Annotated in this window: 15 protein-coding genes and 2 tRNA genes; 9 read left to right on the top strand and 8 right to left on the bottom strand. The window is 71.6% G+C overall.

All coding sequences use genetic code 11. The features are described from left to right. Positions 1-124 precede the first annotated feature (124 nt). Entirely contained in the window at positions 125-1402 is a 1278-nt protein-coding gene (locus tag AB0C17_RS02440; protein WP_357385887.1) for an Ig-like domain-containing protein, read from the bottom strand. A gap of 187 nt (positions 1403-1589) precedes the next feature. Between AB0C17_RS02440 and AB0C17_RS02435 the strand changes: the two genes are divergently transcribed. The 5 genes from AB0C17_RS02435 to AB0C17_RS02415 all read left to right on the top strand — a co-directional run bounded on the left by AB0C17_RS02435 (position 1590) and on the right by AB0C17_RS02415 (position 5299). Then, positions 1590-1665: transfer RNA gene (locus AB0C17_RS02435), tRNA-Lys, on the top strand. 351 nt (positions 1666-2016) lie between these two features. Next, positions 2017-2571 carry a hypothetical protein gene (locus AB0C17_RS02430; RefSeq protein ID WP_357476308.1) on the top strand — a complete coding sequence of 185 codons (555 nt, stop codon included), beginning with the start codon at positions 2017-2019 and terminating at the stop codon, positions 2569-2571. A 10-nt stretch (positions 2572-2581) separates the two neighbouring features. Continuing rightward, on the top strand, positions 2582-3691 hold the full coding sequence (locus AB0C17_RS02425; protein WP_357476306.1) for a pyridoxal-phosphate dependent enzyme: 1110 nt from the start codon (positions 2582-2584) through the stop codon (positions 3689-3691). A 175-nt stretch (positions 3692-3866) separates the two neighbouring features. Further along, complete coding sequence (locus AB0C17_RS02420) at positions 3867-4418, top strand: kinase (RefSeq protein WP_357476304.1); 552 nt, start codon at positions 3867-3869, stop codon at positions 4416-4418. Positions 4419-4465: 47 nt separating this feature from the next. Continuing rightward, the gene (locus AB0C17_RS02415; protein WP_357476302.1) at positions 4466-5299 is read left to right on the top strand and encodes a MerR family transcriptional regulator; all 834 of its coding nucleotides are present in this window, start codon (positions 4466-4468) and stop codon (positions 5297-5299) included. Positions 5300-5314: 15 nt separating this feature from the next. Here the strand turns inward: AB0C17_RS02415 and AB0C17_RS02410 are convergent, their stop codons facing one another. The 4 genes from AB0C17_RS02410 to AB0C17_RS02395 form a co-directional block, all read right to left on the bottom strand. Next, on the bottom strand, positions 5315-5860 hold the full coding sequence (locus AB0C17_RS02410) for a hypothetical protein (protein ID WP_357476300.1): 546 nt from the start codon (positions 5858-5860) through the stop codon (positions 5315-5317). Between the two features lie 68 nt (positions 5861-5928). Beyond that, a complete protein-coding gene (locus AB0C17_RS02405; RefSeq protein WP_357476298.1) occupies positions 5929-6402 on the bottom strand; it encodes a polyketide cyclase in 474 nt (157 codons plus the stop codon). A 10-nt stretch (positions 6403-6412) separates the two neighbouring features. Then, a complete protein-coding gene (locus AB0C17_RS02400; RefSeq protein WP_357476296.1) occupies positions 6413-7147 on the bottom strand; it encodes a class I SAM-dependent methyltransferase in 735 nt (244 codons plus the stop codon). A 70-nt stretch (positions 7148-7217) separates the two neighbouring features. Then, the gene (locus AB0C17_RS02395; protein ID WP_357476294.1) at positions 7218-8753 is read right to left on the bottom strand and encodes a cellulose binding domain-containing protein; all 1536 of its coding nucleotides are present in this window, start codon (positions 8751-8753) and stop codon (positions 7218-7220) included. A gap of 403 nt (positions 8754-9156) precedes the next feature. On the opposite strand from AB0C17_RS02395, the gene AB0C17_RS02390 reads away from it, so the two are divergent. Continuing rightward, positions 9157-9229 (top strand) — tRNA-Lys (locus AB0C17_RS02390). A 63-nt stretch (positions 9230-9292) separates the two neighbouring features. On the opposite strand, the gene AB0C17_RS02385 is transcribed toward AB0C17_RS02390, so the two are convergent. Next, on the bottom strand, positions 9293-9739 hold the full coding sequence (locus AB0C17_RS02385) for a DUF1772 domain-containing protein (protein ID WP_357390268.1): 447 nt from the start codon (positions 9737-9739) through the stop codon (positions 9293-9295). A gap of 90 nt (positions 9740-9829) precedes the next feature. Between AB0C17_RS02385 and AB0C17_RS02380 the strand changes: the two genes are divergently transcribed. Next, the gene (locus tag AB0C17_RS02380) at positions 9830-10408 is read left to right on the top strand and encodes a TetR/AcrR family transcriptional regulator (RefSeq protein WP_357390266.1); all 579 of its coding nucleotides are present in this window, start codon (positions 9830-9832) and stop codon (positions 10406-10408) included. A 21-nt stretch (positions 10409-10429) separates the two neighbouring features. On the opposite strand, the gene AB0C17_RS02375 is transcribed toward AB0C17_RS02380, so the two are convergent. After that, the gene (locus tag AB0C17_RS02375; protein WP_357390264.1) at positions 10430-11938 is read right to left on the bottom strand and encodes a sigma-70 family RNA polymerase sigma factor; all 1509 of its coding nucleotides are present in this window, start codon (positions 11936-11938) and stop codon (positions 10430-10432) included. Positions 11939-12050: 112 nt separating this feature from the next. Between AB0C17_RS02375 and AB0C17_RS02370 the strand changes: the two genes are divergently transcribed. Beyond that, positions 12051-12359 (top strand): hypothetical protein, encoded by a 309-nt coding sequence (locus AB0C17_RS02370; protein WP_357467032.1) that lies wholly within the window; start codon positions 12051-12053, stop codon positions 12357-12359. Then, positions 12360-15014 (top strand): DUF4132 domain-containing protein, encoded by a 2655-nt coding sequence (locus AB0C17_RS02365; RefSeq protein ID WP_357390260.1) that lies wholly within the window; start codon positions 12360-12362, stop codon positions 15012-15014. A gap of 28 nt (positions 15015-15042) precedes the next feature. Here the strand turns inward: AB0C17_RS02365 and AB0C17_RS02360 are convergent, their stop codons facing one another. After that, positions 15043-16722: a Na+/H+ antiporter gene (locus AB0C17_RS02360; RefSeq protein ID WP_357390258.1), complete on the bottom strand. Its 1680-nt coding sequence runs from the start codon at positions 16720-16722 to the stop codon at positions 15043-15045. Positions 16723-16749 lie beyond the last annotated feature (27 nt).

Genomic DNA, 16749 nt, shown 5'->3' with positions numbered 1-16749 from the left:
GGTCAGACGCGCGGGAGCGGGTACGCGTTGCCGGACGTGAACCGGAACACCCCACGCGGGTGTAACGATTCCATGAGCGTCCGACGCTTCGTCGGAGGTGGCGTGTCCGACCACGTTACGCCGGTCAGAACGGCGCCGGCTGCCCGCCCTGCGGAACGGGCAGCGCGCTGCCCGCGACGAACTGCGACCAGCTCATGCTCCACGCGGTCCAGCCGTTACCAGGGGCCAGGCGGCGCTCGGTGCCCTTCACCGTGATCGGGTCGCCCACCATCGTCTTGCCGAACAGCCACCGGCCGTTCGCCATCGACACGTTCACGCAGCCGTGCGAGACGTTGCGGCGCCCCTGCACGCCCTCGGACCAGGGTGCCGCGTGGATGTACTCGCCGCCCCAGGTGATCCGCTGGGCGAAGTCGATCTCCGTGACGTAGCGGTTGGCCGGGTCCGGCTCGCTGCGGGTGTCGAAGACGGTGGACTCCTTCTTCTCCATCACCACCATCGTGCCGCTGGAGGAGGGGGTGCTCTTCTTGCCCAGGCTCACCGGCAGCGTACGGATCACCGTGCCGTTCTCGGAGACCGTCATCTGCTTGGTCGCGTTGTCCACGGTCATCTCGAACGCGCGTCCGATCTTGGCGGTGGCGCCGCGGTCGATGTTGCCGTACCGGCCGTTGCTCAGCGGGATCCCGGCGAGCGCCAGCCGGACCGTGATCGTGGTGCCGGTCTTCCAGTACTCCGGGGCGCGGTAGTACGCCTGGGTGCCGTTGTCGACCCAGTGCCAGGCGCCGGGCTGTGGCGGGTCGGTCTGCACGAACATGCGCTTCTGCACCGCGGCCCGGTCCTTCTTCGGGATGCCGGGGGAGAACTCGGCGACCACCGGCATCGCCACCCCGTAGGTCTTGCCGCTGAACATGTAGAGGCCGGAGCCGATCATCGACTTGGGCTTGGCCATCGTGGTGAACGTGCTGGTGCCCTGGTAGGTCTGGCCGTCCTTGCCGGCGCCGGTGACGGTGGCCGTGTACTTGGTGCCGTACTTGAGCGCGGCCGACGGCACCCAGCTCGACCCGTCGCGCCGCATCCGCCCGGCGACGGCGGTCCCGTCGGCCGTGGCGAGCACCACCTTCGACACGGTGCCGCCGCCGGGGATGCGGGCGCTGATCTCGGTGCTGACCGGCCGTGCGTTCGCGCCGTCGGCCGGGCTCACCGTCAGCGGCGGCGCGGCGGCACTGTCGCTCGGCGAGGCGCTCGGGTCCGCGGGCGCGGCGGACGAGACGCCGCCGACCTGCTGCTGGCCGGGCACGAACTCCGGCGCCTTCCCCTCGTCGTCGCCGCCGCACCCGGTCAGCGCCAGCGACGCCGTCAGGACCAGGGCGCCCACCGTCGCCCCGGCCCGCGCGAACCTGCCCATGCCCACCCCTGTCCTCGCATGCCTGGCGGACATCGTGCCGTATCGACGCTCCCGTGCCCGCCCCCGAGCCGGATCGGATGGCCGTTTTGGCCGCTTTCGCCGGTTAAGCTCGTCCGAAGGGTGGACCCCGGTATCGGATTGGAACCCGCCTCGGCGGGCGTGCTAATCTTCTTCCCGTTGTCAGCGAGCGCCGCTAGCTCAACTGGCAGAGCAGCGGACTCTTAATCCGCGGGTTCGGGGTTCGAGTCCCTGGCGGCGCACCAACGATCAAGGCTTCGACCTGGTGGTTCACACCTGGTCGGGGCCTTCTTCGTATGCGTCGTGCTTCGTGTGCGTCGTGGTGGAGGTCGGGCCCGCCGCGGCAACTGCCGGGCCTCCTCGCCGCGGAACGGGTCATCCAGGGCGGGGTGGAGGCGGCCGCGCCACCGCCGAGCACGGTCAGTGCGCCGATGATCTGGCTGAACGAGAGCCCGGTCGCGAACGCGTCCCGGACCTGCTCCGCCGCCGCGCCGGACGCCCGGCCGATCGCATCATCATCGCGCGGAGCTTTCCAGAGACTTTACGGCCGGTGTCAAGTGCCTGCTAGGCTTGCTGCCGAGCGTGGAGGTGCACTGATGAACGGCGAACCGGCAGGTAGCAATGGCCTCGTGGACGACAGGCCCGCTTGGGGCGAGGTGTCGACCGCGGTTCATGTGGCCATCGTCCGTCAGCTCGTGTGCGACGTCGGGGCACGCCTGCTCGATCCGCTCGACCGGCTGCTGGGGACGGACGGCGACGATCCACCCGGTTCCTCGGCGCTTCGCCGGCAGTTGGAGATCGCCGCCGAGGTGTGGGCGGCGCAGGTGCTCGGCCCGGACGAACGGCTCGCCGCCGAGACCGTCCGGCGCCTGACCGCCGAGATCTACCAGTCCGGCGACGTCTTCGCGCCGCCGTTCGAGTGGTGGCGCACGCCGTTCGGGGCGCTCGTGGCGCGCCGGTTCGGCCATCCGTCAGCCGAGGCGGTCTCGCTGACGGTGGCGAGCGCGATGCTCGGCATCACCCGGCAGGGCGTCCATGATCTTGTCAAGCGCGGCAAACTGCGGCGGGACGAGGCGAGCGGCGGCGTCCTGGTGAGTTCGGTCCGGGATCGCCTCACGCAGTTGTCGGAAGTCTTGTCCTACGAGGGCTGATGGGATTCGGATGGCATTGACGGGACTTCATCCGGAGTTCTCGGGAGATGATTGGGGTCGCCGAGCCACGGCTGTTCTGGAAGCCGATCGGAACGTCGAGAAAGCGACGCCCCTGATTCGTCTACCCTTCCCCGGCGAATCGTCTGTGGCGATTTTCGTGAAAGATGAGTCGGCTCGCCCCACCGGAAGTGTGAAATACCGCTTCGCGCGCAGCCTGTTTCTTCACTCGCTCTCCCGCGGCGTCATCCGTCGGGAGACGCGGCTGGTGGAGGCGACCAGCGGGAACATGGCCGTCGCGGAGGCGTACTTCGCCCGGGTGCTGGGGCTGCCGTTCACCGCGGTGGTGCCCGCTAAGTCGTCGCCGGACCGCATCGACCGAATCTCCGAGCAGGGTGGGGCCACCTACCGGGTCGACCCGCCGTTGGCCGTGTACGAGAACGCCGAGCGGCTGGCCGGAAAGTGGAACGGGTACTACCTGGACTGCCTGGCCACGCTCGGTCCGGCCATCGACGCGGACCTCGACGACGGCATGCCCGGCCTGCCCGACGAGATCCTGCGCGACTTCGCGGCCCAGGGCCGACCGGAGCCCGCGTGGATCGTCACCGGCGCCGGCACCGGGGCCACCTCTCGCGCGATCGGCCGCTACCTGCGCCGGCACGGGCACGCCACCCGGCTGGCGGTCGTCGACGCGGAGAACTCGGCGTATTTTCCCGGCTGGGCCACCGAGTGCCGGGACTACGCGACCGGAATGCCGTCGCGCATCGAGGGGATCGGGCGGCCGAGGTTGGAGCCGGCCTTCAATCCCGACGTCGTCGACCTGGTCATTCCGGTGCCGGACGCGTCAAGCGTGGCCGCCATGCGAGTCCTCGCCACGGCCGGCGGCGTGGCGGCCGGGCCGTCCACCGGCGCCTGCCTCTGGGGCGCCTGTCACCTGGCGAACCGTATGAGTCAGGCGGGCGAGTCGGGGGCGGTGGTCATCGTGGCCGCCGATGGTGCCGAGCCGTACCGTCGCTCCTACTACGACGACGAGTGGGTCGCCGGAAAGCGCTGGGACCTCACCGAGCCCACGCTACGCCTGAGGCGTTTCATGCGGACCGGGGATTGGGACGACTCCCGATGAGACCGGTTTGATGAGAACCCCTTCTGCGCCGCCTGTTCGCTGATACCCATGGTGAGCTCGACCCGCGTCCAGGAGGGCGCACAGCGTCGGCGATGACCGGTGCGAAGCACCCATGGCGTTCCACCGAGGTGCGGCCGGGTGGCGCCTTCGGGATACTCGCGGCCAGGGAGGGACAGTGCGCGCTGCACCCGCCGGCAGCCCGGACACGATCCTCGTCTGTATCAGGGGCAACTCGGGTTCGGGCAAGAGCAGCATCGCCCGCGAGCTACGACGCCGGCACGGCCGGGGCTGCGCCCTCGTCGAACAGGACTATCTGCGCCGCGTCGTCCTGCTCGAACGGGACAAGCCCGGCGGCGTCGCGCCCGCGCTGATCGAGCAGACCACCCGGTTCGCCCTCGACCACGGCTACCACGTGGTCCTGGAGGGCATCCTGTACACCGGCCGCTACCGCGACGTGCTGACCTCGCTGCGGGACGGCCACCGGGGGCGATCGCTGTTCTGCTACCTCGACGTGTCGCTGGCCGAGACGCTGCGCCGGCACCTGACCCGCCCACAGGCCGGTGACTTCACCGCCGAGCAGATGAGCGGCTGGTACGCCGCGCACGACGTCCTGGGCTGGCCCGGCGAGCTCGTCCTCCCGGAGAGCACCGGGCTGGAACAGGCGGTCGAGGCCATCGCGGCGGCTGCCGGGCTGCCCCAGGCCGGGTGCGACGACGACAGGCGTTAGGCGATGTCACTTGCCCTTGCGGTTACCGCAGGGGGCAGTCTTTGGTCATGTTGTCGATCAGCGAGTTCAGCCAGATGTGCCACCTGTCGCCGCAGGCGCTGCGCTTCTACCACGCCGAAGGACTGCTCGTGCCCGCCGAGGTCGACGGCCGGACCGGCCACCGCTCGTACGCCTTCGACCAGGTGGAACGCGCGATGCTGATCACCCTGCTGCGGGACACCGGGATGAGCGTCAAGCTCGTCCGGCGGGCCCTCGACGAACCGGATCAGGCCCTCGCGCTGCTCGACCGGCACAGCGACGAGGTCACCCGGCAACGTCAGGCGCAGGCCGACGCGATAGCCGCCGCCCGCGCGGTCTTCGAGGCGCAGCCCGAACCGCGGTCGCGGCACGTACCGGCGGTGACTGTGGTGGCGCGGCTCGTGCCCGGCACGCCGCTGGGCCGGGACACGCAGGAGTGGGACCGGGCCGAGGAGGTCATCGCGTCGGCGGCGGCCGGACTGGTCACCACCGTGCGGCAGGCCGGCGTCACCTGCCCGGGCGAGCCGTGGCGGACGCTGGCGCTGGAGACGCCGGGCCAGGACCGGCGCGTGCTCGACGGTGCCGGGCCGTTCTGGACGGTCAAGGTCGCGGTGGAGGGCACCCCGGAGACGCTGCCGCCCCTGCCCGCCGACCTGATCGTGCGGACGCTGGAAGCCCACGACGAGCTGTCCATCTTCATGCCGGGCCGCAACACCATGGCCAAGTACTGCACAGTGGTCCTGCGCCTGCTCGACGCCGTCCCGCCCGAGGGTGACCGGTTCGTCGACCTGGCACGCCTGCGTCAGGAGGTCCGGCCGGACGGCGTACTGAGCAGCGCGCCGGTCGAGCGACGACCGGCGTGATCGAGCGTGCCGCCGTCAAGGGTGCGGTTCCGCGTTCACCCGCTGCGCCTGCAGCCTCCTCCTGAGGGCATCCACAATCCGCCGGCGGTGCCGGTACTGCCCGGCCCGTACGGCGATCGAGGCCGCCACCGCAGAGTGCACCGCGACCCAGAGGCCCCCGGCCGCCGGATGCCAGGGGTGCAGGTGATCCCGGACCGCGCTCCGGGCGTCGGGGTCACCGCTCCAGTCGTGGCCCGCCGGACTGAACCGGTACTCGAACCACACCAGGGCGGTGACGAGCACCGTTCCCACCACCGCGCGGACGATCGTGCCGCCCTGGCCCTGCCGCACCTCCCGTTCGGAGGGCACGACGATCAGCACCAGCGCCAGGTTCAACAGGACGAAGACAATCATGACTACGATCGCGCTGCTGCGGTACGCGGCCACGAGATCCGGCAGGCGCGCATCGCCGGACGGGAGAGCGGCGTAGGCGGCGGACGTGGTGAGCGCCACGCCGCTCCACCACAGCAGCGGACCGAGGAGCGCCATCAGGGCCAGGAGAACCCATCGACCGAAGGCCATCGCCGCAGTCTAGGTGGCGAACCCGTCCCGGTCCGTCCGCGAATGCGGTCCCTCACCGCGCCGGCCCGTCACCGGGACTCGGCGAGCCGCTTGAGGTTCAGCAACTGCCGGCGGGCCATCACCAGGTCACCGAGGCATCCGCCGAGGGCGATCACCGGGTTCGTCCGCATCACGACCTTGAGCAGCAGGCGGGTGCCGCCCTCGGTTTCCGGCACCAGGACGTACGACAGCACCGCGCCCATGATCTCGCCGGTGAAGTGCCGCCCCGGTTCGACAGCGAGGACCCGGCCGCGCCGCCGCCCACCCGCCGTGGTGAACGGCTCGCCCACCACCGGCTCGGGAAGGCCCACCAACCGTCGCGGTGAGCGGCGGCCGAGGTTGTCGATCCAGTCGTACGAGTAGGGCGCGAGGCGGATCTGGCCGACCCACTGCCACACGGCCGCCGGTGACGCGTCCACGCTCACCCCGCGCCACGCCCGCAACGTGGGTGCGGGCACGATGTCGTCGCACGGGTAGCGGCGCAGAGTCTCCTCGTCGGACACGCCCCACCGGTCACCGAGCATCGGCCCGGCCGAGCACCAGCGTGGTCCGCAGGTCGAGCACGACGGTGCCGCCGAACTCGTCCACCAGCCGGTCCAGCGCGGCGATACCGCGTCGCTGTTGCTCCGGGGTACGCGACAGGTACGGCCCGAACGTGCGCATCAGCGCCAGGTAATGCTCCTTGTCCAGCGGCAGCTCCCGGCGGAACACCTCCCGGCGTACGTCGTCGAACCGTCCGCTGTCGAGGACGTCCCGGTGGAACCAGTCGACGGGCCGCTCCCGGACGGTAGGGTCGACGGATCGCAGCGCGGCCCGGACGGCGGCCTGCTGGGCGGCGTCGGCGTAGTCGAAGCGGTGCCCGAAGACGGCGAGGGTGCCGCCCGGCGCCAACGCGCGCCGGGCATGTGCGTTGCGGGTGGCCGGGTCCAGCCAGTGCCAGGCCATCGCGCAGGCGAGCACGTCCACGCCGCCGGCGGGCGGCGACCACCGCTCGAAGGTCGTCGCCTCGATGCGGGCGTCCGGGAATCGTTCGGCGAGCCGGGCCGCCATCCGCGGATCGGGCTCCACGCAGGTCAGCGGCGCACCGAGGCGGGCCAGCACCTCGGTGCCCTTCCCGGTGCCCGCGCCGACTTCGGCCACCGACGCCGGTGTGCCGCCGTGGTAGGCGAGGATCGACTCGGCGATCTGCGGCGGATACCCGGGGCGCACACGCTCGTACAGGTCGGCCACCGTGCCGAAGACATCCATCACCGGCAGCATACGGCTCCGACCGGCCTCCGACGGACCCCGCGGAGGCCGGCCGTCCGCCGGTTCGGCCTCACCAGGTCAGCGGCAGGGTACCGAGGAACCGGGTGAGCGCCCCGGCGAGCAGCTGGTCGTCCCGCCGGGACGGGTGCCAGTCGCAGCCGAGCTTGTCCAGGCCCAGGGTGTTGTCGTCGTAGTAGAGCGAGCGGACGCGGGTGTCACCCGCCTCCGTGCGGGTCCGGACGACCTGCTGGACCGAGGCGGCGAGGAGGGTGCCGGGGAGATCCGGGTAGGTGAGCACGATGAACGTGTCCGGGCCGTACCGGGTCCGCAGCTTGTCGAGGAAGCCCAGATACGCGTTCCGGAAGTCGGCGGCGAGTTGCTCGGCGGTGGTCCACCGTTCGCCGGCGTTGAGCGCGGTGGAGAAGTCGTTGATGCCGAGGCCGACGACTACCAGTTGCGGTTTCCAGGTGCCCGGGTTCTGCCACACCGTGCTGTTCCACAGTGCCTGCAGGTCCGTCTCGTAGTAGGTGCGGAAGGTGTCCGTGCCCTGGCCGTTGTAGTTGCGGACCATGCCCAGGCCGGACCAGGCGATGAGCTGGTAGTCGGCGTTCAGGCTCTGCGCGGTCAGGGCGCCGAACGTGACGTCGGCGTTGGAGTTGCGTGTGACGCCACCGTTGCCGGTGCAGTCGCGGGTCGTCGACATGTTGCCGTAGCCGGCCGTCCACGAATCGCCGATGAACTCGATCTGGCGGCTGCGGGCGGCGGGCCGGGCCAGGATCGCGCCACCGGGAGCGGCTACGAGACCACCGAACTCGCCTGCGGCCCACGGGCTCTCGGTGCGCTTGACGAGCCGGACGGTGTGGTCGGCGTCGGCGAGGTTGCGGACCCAGTAGGTGGTCTGTCCGGGGGTCACGAGCGTGGCGACGGTCGCCCCGTCGACCTGCACGGCGTAGTCGTTCTGGGCGTCGTCGAGGACGATCCCGACGCCGGTGCCACGGAACCGGCCCTCGAAATAGATGCCCGGCCAGGTGTACTGGACGCCGGTGCCGACCGTCCGCACCCGCCCCACCGTGCGCGTCTGCTCCAGCACGCCGGCCGGCGGCGGGCTGGTGGGCGGCGCGCTGGTCGGTGGCGGGCTGGTGGGCGGCGCGGTCGTGGGCGGCGCGGTCGTGGTGGGGGCCGGGCGACCGGTGCACGGCACGCCGTTCAGCGTGAAGTCGGTAGGCGCCGGGTTCGACGCGTTGTTCCACGAGCCGCCGAAGCCGAACTGCGCGGTGGCTCCGGTGCCCAGGCCGCCGTTCCAGGCGGCGTTGGTGACGGTGACCTGTCCGGCGGACTGGGACACGGTGCCGTTCCATGCCTGCCCGACCACCTGCCCGGCGGTGAACGACCAGGTCAACCGCCAGCCGGTCAGCGGGTCGCCGAGGTTGGTGACGTCCACGTTCGCGCTGAAGCCGCCCGGCCACTGACTGGTCACCGTGTAGGCGACCCGGCAGCCGGCGGCGGCCTGCGCGGAGACCGCGGACGTGAGTGCGGCGGCCACGGCGACGGCGGCTGCGGTGAGCACCGCAGCGGCCGACCGGAGCCGGGTACGCGTGAGTCGCATCTGTGCTCCTTGGGGATGTGCTGGGTCAGCGCCACGTACCCGGTGCACGCGGCGGCCATCGAGGGCGCGGCGGTGACGGCCACCCCGGAGGCCACCGCGGTCAGGAGGGTGGCGGCCGCCGCCAGCATCATCCGGCGACGCGAAGGTCGGGTCGGGGCAGCCGCCGGTCCGCATCGTCTCGGCGGTGCGCTGGCGGCGATGTCCTGTCGGTTGTCACGGTCGATCGCCCTGTGGCCAGCCCGGCTCCGGGTCAGATTATGCCGCCAGATTTCGACGATGGTCAATCACTTCGCGGTCGCTGGCTGACGGTTCGCAGCCCTCGCCGCGACGTCCGGAACGTGACCACCCCCTGCGTGCCGGGTTCGGCGCGCGGGCTGCTAACGTTCCGTCCCGTTGTCGGTGAGCGCCGCTAGCTCAACTGGCAGAGCAGCGGACTCTTAATCCGCGGGTTCGGGGTTCGAGTCCCTGGCGGCGCACGGACGAGCAAGGCCCCGCCCCGGTTCACACCGGGTCGGGGCCTTCTCCATCTCCGGCTCGGGTCAGACAAGGGCGGCGGCCAGCAGGGCGAAGGCCGCGATGATGATCGCGACCCGGACGTAGTGCAGGCGGTCCCAGCGGTTCATCTGCTGCTTCCAGTCGGCGGGCCGGTTGTCCGGTGTCCACGTCTTTCCCCGGTTGTTGATCGGCACGAGCAGCAGGGCCGACATGAGCACGCTGACGATCAGCAGCACGCCGGCCGTGACGGCACGGCCGTTCCCGTGGTGGCCCCACCCGGCGGCCGCCCAGATCGCCACGAGGACGAGTGCGGCGATGTACCAGAACGGCATCACGGCCCCGAGCATCCGGCCGCCGTGCGCGCGACCGAGTTGGCCGCCGTCGCCGGGGAGGGCGTTGAGGATCCGGTTGAGGACGAAGGCGACGGCGAACTCCACTCCCACCATGACGCCGACGACCACGAGGGTGAGCACCTGGAGTGCGCTGAGCATGACTGGCTCCCTGGAATCTAGTGACGCTAGATATTGAGTCGACGCTAGCACTGTCGATGCTCTCCTTCCTAGCGGTGCTAGAATCGGATCGTGTCCGTACAGCGACGTAAGGAACGGGAGCGGGCGGAGCGGGAGCGTCTCATCGTGGCGACCGCCCGCGAACTGGCCGAGCGGCAGGGCTGGGACGCCGTCACCACCCGCCGGCTCGCCGAGCGCATCGAATACAGCCAGCCGGTCCTCTACAGCCACTTCCGCGGCAAGCGCGAGATCATCGGGGCGGTCGCCCTCGACGGCGCCGCCGAGATGGCGGCGGCACTGCGGGCGGCGGCCTCCGCCGCGGACGGCCCGCGCGCCAGGGTGGCCGCGCTCGCTCGCGCCTACCTCGACTTCGCCGCGCGCAGCCCGGCGGTCTACGACGCCATGTTCCAGCTCGACGGCGGCCTGGCATTCGCGGAGGCGGACACACCGGAGCCGCTGAAGGACGCCTTCGCCGCCCTGTCCGAGAGCCTCGGCGAGGTCGCCGGGGAGGGCGTCCACCCCGGGCTGTTCACCGAGGTGTTCTGGGCTGCCCTGCACGGGCTGGCCACCCTGACCCGGGCGCGGCGACTGCCGCCGGAGGACACCGAGCGCAGGATCGAGCTCCTTGTCGACCGGCTCGCCGTGCTCTGACGCCTCCGGTTCCGGCGGCCCTCAGTAGTCGATGTTGATGGCGGCGATCTGGCGGCTGCCGTTGGAGACGATGGCCGGGCCGGCGAAGCGGGAGCTCGCGTACGTCAGCGCCGTCTTGTGGCCCGGACTGTTGAACCACGCCTCGATCATCTGCTCCGGGGTGGCGGTGCCGGAGGACGCGAACAGCACCTCGTGCCCGCAGTGCGTCAACCCGCTGCCCGCGTTCAGGTTCTGCCGTACGCATGTCTCCGCGTCGCGGTGCTGCGCCGCGCCCAGCTTGACCTCGGTCAGGCCGAGCGCGCGACGCCGCTCGTTGAGCAGCACCAGCAGTCGCCGTTCCGCGGCGGACACCCCCGTCGACGTGCCGGCGGCCTTGGACGGCGACAGGGTCGGCTTCGGCGACCTGGACGGTTTCACCGACCTGGCGGGGCTCGGCCGCGCGGTGGTCGGGGACGGCTCCCCCGCCGTCGGGGACGGCTTCACCGCGGTCGGGGAGGGCGTGAGCGCCGGTGTGGCGGTCGCGGCCGAGGGCTGCGCGGCTGCCGCGCTCGCCGGCTGCCGGTTCGGCTCGTCCGGATAGTTGGCGAGGACGAGCCCGCCCCCGCCGAGCACGGCGACGGCGGCCACGACGCCGACCATGGTCTTGGACACCGGGAGCGCCCACCTCGCTCCGGCGCTCACGGCGTGCCCGCCGGGCGGGGAGGCCTGGGACCGGGCGGCGACCGCCTGCACGGTGTGGCTGACGTCCGAGGCGAGCGCGGCCGGGGGAGGGGTGAGCGCCAGGCCGGCCAGCAGTCGCTCGGCCGGAACCAGGTCCGAGGCGGCGTCCGGGCAGTGCGGGCAGTCCCGGATGTGGCGGGCGAACCGCTTGCGCCACACCGGCTCCGGCCGGCGGTCCCAGCCGGCGGCCGTGTCGGCCAGGGCGGCGCAGCCGGGCCGGGCGGTGAGGGCCCGCACCACGAGCCGCGCGGTGTCCAGCTGCGCCTTCATCCGGGACACCCGGACGGTCACGTGATGAGGGGCCAGGTTGAGCGCGTCGACCAGGTCGGCGCGGGTGAGGTGACCGGCCTCGACCAGCCACCACAGCGACAGCAGGCGGCGGTGGTCGTCGTCCAGCCAGCGCGTGGCCAGCACGACCTCCCGGCGCTGGTCGGAGAGGCGAAGCTGGGTCAGCGTCAGGTCCTCGAAGTCCGCGCGCGGGTCGATCACGTTGTCGATGTCCTCCGGCGGCGCGGGCGTGGTGGGGCGGCGCTGCGTGTGGGTGCGGATCTCGTTCATGGTGACGGCCACCAGCCACGAGCGGAAAAGCTGCGGCTCGCGTACGCCCGGCAGACCGCGGACGACGCTCAGCATCGTGTTCTGCACCACGTCGTCGACGTCGGCCGACCGGTTCAGGGCCCGGCCCACGATGTTGTAAACGAGCGGCAGACAGTGCGAGACCAGCTCGTCCATCGCCGCCCGGTCGCCGCGTCGAGCCGCGTCGACCACCGCCGACATGCCGGCCCTGCTCGGGTACGCGGGATAGGACACGCTCACCACCTGCCTCACGGAAACGATCTCGTACAAGGTGGAGACTGTCCGGTACGCGGTCAGGTCACACAAAATGCGTGCGGTGTCGGAGGCGAGCGCTATCTTCTCCGCCATGCCATTGATCACAGTCACCGACGAGGTCGTCGGAGCGCCGAGTGGACCGGCGTGGACCATCGAGGTCTTCGAGGAGGAGCTGCGGCTCGACGAGCTGATCCGGAGACGCGTCTTCCTGGAGATCGCCGAGTCCGGCGTGGACGTCGACCCGGAGGAGCGCACCCGGACGACGCTCGACGCGTTCAGCCGCAACGCCTTCGTGGTGCTCGTCGACGACCGTCAGGTCACCGCCCTTGACGAGAAGATCCGCCTGCACGCGGGATCCCGGGTCACCTTCCTCAAACTCGTCCCGCTGGTGGGTGGCTGAATGACGACGTACGACCCCGAGTCGGCCCTGCACAATGTGGCCGCCACCGCCAAGAAGTGGTGGGGCCCGAGCGCCGAGAACCTCAACGAGACCGGCAAGCAGGAATTCGTCGACCGGGTGGTGGCGGTGTGCGGCTGGGCGCCGGCGGGGACGGCTCCGTCGCTGCTCGCTGCGCTCGAAGATCCGCACGGGCCCTACGATCTCGCTGCGCCGTTGGTCGAGCTGCTGCCGGAGGCCACCCGGAAGGTCGAGTCGGTCGCCGCCGCCGTGGCCGACCTGACCGGCGACGACGCGGATCACGACAGGCGGGTCGCTGCCGCCTCCACCCTGATCGACAGTCTGCCGGACCTGCCGTACCAGCACGAGAAGCCGTTGGACCGGGCCCGGGGCGAGGCGTGGCGCCGGACGACAGAACTCCTGGCCGCACAACCGGTGCCGGTGCGGCAGGTGGTGTTCGACGCGCTCACGGTGCCGGGGGAGAAGAGCGACGGCCGGGGCAAGCTGATCCGTGCCGCGCGCCACGGTGGCGGGCTCGACGGCGCCGTCTGGCTCGATCGGCTCGGTGGTCAGGCCTGGCTGGGATTCGGTTACTGGAGCTCGCAGCTCCAGGGCTTCACCTGGGAGTCCATCAAGGCGGCGGAGGCGGCCGGGCGTACGCATCCGGCGGCGCTGGCGACCTGGCGTCGGACCCGGCTCGAACGTTCGCTGAGCGACATCAGCGACGAGGCCGACCGGATGTGGCCGATCCCCAATGTCGGTGAGCAGTGGGCCGACCGCGCCGTCGCGGACATCGAGGCGATGCCGGCGGATCGCCGGTCCGCGTGGGAGGCGCTGCTGGCGCACTGCCCGGTCGAGGTGGACAAGGCGAAGCCGACGGCCGGTTGGCGCAAGCAGGCCCGGTCGCTGCTCGACGCGGTGGGCGTCGACGATTTCACCGCCCGGCTCGACGACTGGCTCCCGCTCGTCGGGCAGGCGCGCAGCCTGCCGCTGCGCATGACCACATGCTGCCCCGGCCACATCAAGGACATGCCACCACGGATGATCGACCGCTACAACGTCGGGCTGCTGTGGGGCCTGATCTGGACGCGGACGATGTGCCCGCCGTCCGAAGAGACCCTGCGCAGCCTCGGCCAGATCGCGGAACGGGCCGCCCGCAAGATCTCCGGCCACGGCCCGGCGAGCCCGAAACTGGCGAACGTAGCGGTCGCGGCGCTCGTCGACACCGATCACCCGGCCGCCCTCGCCCAGCTGGCCCGGTTGTCCTCGCGGCTGACCTACAAGAGCACCCTGCGCCTGGTGGAGAAGGGGCTGGCCCGGCACGCCGAGGCGCGCGGCGTCAGCCGGGAGGACGTCGAGGAGATGGCCCTGCCCGGCTTCGGGCTGCCGCTGGCGGACAAGCTGGGCGACTGCTCGTACGAGCTGGAGGTGCGCGGTGTCGACGCCGTAGTGGTGTGGCGCAACGCCGACGCCAAGGTGGTCAAGACGCCACCGGCGCAGGTGCGCAGGGACCACGGCGACGAGGTGAAGGAGCTGAAGGCGACTGCCGCCGACGTCGCCGCCACGCTCGTCGCCACCCGCGACCGGCTGGAAGGGCTGCTGCGGCGGGACCGTTCGTGGACCGTCGAGCAGTGGCGCGAGCGGTTCCTGGACCATCCGCTGGCCCGTACCCTGGCCCGGCGGCTCGTCTGGACCGTCGACGGCGTCGCCTGCTGCTGGGCCGGTGCGGCACTCCGAACGGTGGACGACGCCGTGTTCGAGCCGGCCGACGACGCGACGGTCCGGTTGTGGCATCCGGTGCTCGACCCCGACGCGGTGGGGCCGTGGCGCGACTTCCTCACCCGGCACGGGATCACCCAGCCGTTCAAGCAGGCGCACCGGGAGCAGTACCTGCTCACCGACGCGGAGCGGGCCACCGGCATGTACTCCAACCGGTTCGCCGCGCACATCGTGCGTCAGCACCGGCTCAACGCGCTGCTGTCCCGGCGCGGCTGGTCGTACGTGCAGCACCGTAACGACGGGGCCTCGTACAACCTGCCCCGGCTGGCACTCCCGGACTGGGGGCTGCGCGCCGAACTGGGTGTCGCCGGGATCGAGCACCGGGACGACGACCTCGTCTTCGACACGATGGGGACCGACCAGCTGTTCTTCATCAGGGGAGAGCGCCTGCCGGTTCCGCTGGTGGAGGTTCCGCCGGTCGTGCTGAGCGAGGTGATGCGCGACGTCGACCTGTTCGTGGCCGCCGCCGGGGTCGGATCCGACCCGGACTGGTACGACGGCGGCCGGGCGGGCCGGCATCGCGACTACTGGGCGCAGAGCAGCTTCGGCGAGCTGGCCCCGACCGGCCGGACGCGCCGGGACGTGCTGGCGGAGCTGATCCCCCGGCTGGCGATCGCCGGCCGCTGCACTGTCACCGACAGGTTCCTCGAGGTACGCGGCGACCTGCACACGTATCGCATCCACTGCGGCTCGGGCAACATCCTGATCGCCCCGGACGAGCGGTATCTGTGCGTCATCCCGGACTCGGCGAAGGTGAAGGAGCCGGAGATGTTCCTGCCGTTCGAGGGTGACAGCCGGCTCACCGAGATCATCAGCAAGGCGTTGCTGCTGGCCGCCGACAAGAAGATCAAGGATCCGGTGATCCTGCGCCAGCTGTGAGGCGGCCGGCGGGCGCCGGGCACAGGATTCAGCTCGGCGCCCGCTTCGGCAGCAGCAGCTCCTCGTGGTCGAGTTCGCGTTCCAGCACGCGCAGTTCCTCGTCCGGCAGCCGGCCGGAGTCGCGCCACCGCAGCAACTCCTCGCGCTGCGCTTCGAGGACGGTCCGGCGGACCCGCAGCGCCGTCTCGTACTCCGGTGAGGTGGGCAGCTCCGACGATCCGCTCTGCTCGATCAGGTCGAGCCGCCCCCGGTAGCGGGCCAGCCGGGTCTCCAACTGGGCGCGCGTGGTGTCGACGGCGACCCGGCTGTCCGGTTCCTCGGTGGCGACGGTGTCGAGGCGGGCCAGCGCGGCCTCCACAGCGGCCGAGCGGGCCTCGTTGCGTACCCGGGCCTGGTCGGCCTCGTTGGCGCGCAGGCCGAGCATCCGCACGAGCGGCGCGAAGGTCAGACCCTGCCCGACCAGCGTCACCAGGACCACCACGAAGGTGCAGAACAGCAGCAGGTCACGGTCCGGGAAGGGGTCTCCGTCGCGGGTGGTCAGCGGCAGCGTGAAGATCGCGGCGAGGCTGATCACGCCGCGCGTACCGGACCAGCTCAGCGCCACCACCTCACGGGCGGTCAGCCCGCGGGCGTCGCGGTCGACGCCGCCGTGCCGCCGTGCCGCGTCCGGCTCGTCGGTGTCGTCCTGTTCGGAGACGCCACCGAGCCGGGTGTGCAGCGAACGGGGGAGCCACTGGGTCAGCACCAGCCAGGCCGGGCGCAGGAGCAGCACCACGCCGACCGACACGGCGACCGCGATGATGATGGTCGACGTCTCGTACTGGCGCAGGCCCCGCACGACGGCGGGGAGCTGCTGGCCGATCAGCAGGAAGACGAAGCCTTCGAGGAGGAAGTCGACGAGCCGCCACACGGCGTTGGTCTGGAGACGGGCGGCGCCGGACCCGAACTGCGGTGTCTGGTGGCCGACGATCAGGCCGGCGACCACCACGGCCAGCACGCCGGAGACGTGCAGCGCCTCGCCCAGCAGGTAGGCCACGAACGGTGTCGCGAGCGAGATCGCGTTCGACAGCAGCGGGTCCGCGGTGAGCGGGCGGAGCAGCCGCTTCGCCCGGGCGACGACCACGCCCACCGCGATCCCGCCCGCCGCCGCCAGCACGAACTGCCCGACCGCGGCGTGGAACGAGAACTCGCCGCCCACCGCGGCGGCGACAGCGACGCTGAGCATGGTCAGCGCGGTGGCGTCGTTCAGCAGCCCTTCGCCCTGGATGATCGTGACCATCTTCGGCGGCAGGTTGACCCGCCGGCCGACAGCCAGGGCGGCGACCGGGTCGGGCGGGGCGACCGCGGCGCCGACGGCGATGCCGGCCGCCAGCGTCGCGCCGGCCACGAACAGGTGGAACCCGACGCCCACGAGCAGTCCGGTGAGCAGCACCAGCACCACCGAGAGGCTGACCACGATCCGCAGGTTGCGGCGGATGTCGAGCAGGGAGGAGTCCAGCGCGGCGCTGTAGAGCAACGGTGGCAGCACGACCATGAGCACCAGCTCGGGATCGAGGCCGACGTTGGGGCCGGGGAGCAGCGCGTACGCGATGCCGATGAGCGGCAGGAGCGCCGCCGCCGGCAGGCCGGTGCGGGCCGCGATCCACCGCACGGCGATGACGATCGCGACGGCGGCGAGCACGAACAGCAGCGTCGAATGGGTGCTCACCCCGACCGACCCTACCCGTTTTCGCGA

It is taken from the genome of Micromonospora sp. NPDC048887, assembly GCF_040649715.1.
Classification (GTDB): domain Bacteria; phylum Actinomycetota; class Actinomycetes; order Mycobacteriales; family Micromonosporaceae; genus Micromonospora.
Note: the sequence above shows the minus strand (reverse complement) of the source record. Positions and strands in the feature narration are given on the sequence as shown.

Bases quoted from the DNA above. Each gene is read 5' to 3' on its own strand.
- AB0C17_RS02440 (WP_357385887.1), bottom strand. From the start codon at position 1,402: ATGGGCAGGTTCGCGCGGGCCGGGGCGACGGTGGGCGCCCTGGTCCTG.
- AB0C17_RS02430 (WP_357476308.1), top strand. From the start codon at position 2,017: ATGAACGGCGAACCGGCAGGTAGCAATGGCCTCGTGGACGACAGGCCC.
- AB0C17_RS02425 (WP_357476306.1), top strand. From the start codon at position 2,582: ATGGCATTGACGGGACTTCATCCGGAGTTCTCGGGAGATGATTGGGGT.
- AB0C17_RS02415 (WP_357476302.1), top strand. From the start codon at position 4,466: ATGTTGTCGATCAGCGAGTTCAGCCAGATGTGCCACCTGTCGCCGCAG.
- AB0C17_RS02410 (WP_357476300.1), bottom strand. From the start codon at position 5,860: ATGGCCTTCGGTCGATGGGTTCTCCTGGCCCTGATGGCGCTCCTCGGT.
- AB0C17_RS02400 (WP_357476296.1), bottom strand. From the start codon at position 7,147: ATGGATGTCTTCGGCACGGTGGCCGACCTGTACGAGCGTGTGCGCCCC.
- AB0C17_RS02395 (WP_357476294.1), bottom strand. From the start codon at position 8,753: ATGCGACTCACGCGTACCCGGCTCCGGTCGGCCGCTGCGGTGCTCACC.
- AB0C17_RS02385 (WP_357390268.1), bottom strand. From the start codon at position 9,739: ATGCTCAGCGCACTCCAGGTGCTCACCCTCGTGGTCGTCGGCGTCATG.
- AB0C17_RS02370 (WP_357467032.1), top strand. From the start codon at position 12,051: ATGCCATTGATCACAGTCACCGACGAGGTCGTCGGAGCGCCGAGTGGA.
- AB0C17_RS02365 (WP_357390260.1), top strand. From the start codon at position 12,360: ATGACGACGTACGACCCCGAGTCGGCCCTGCACAATGTGGCCGCCACC.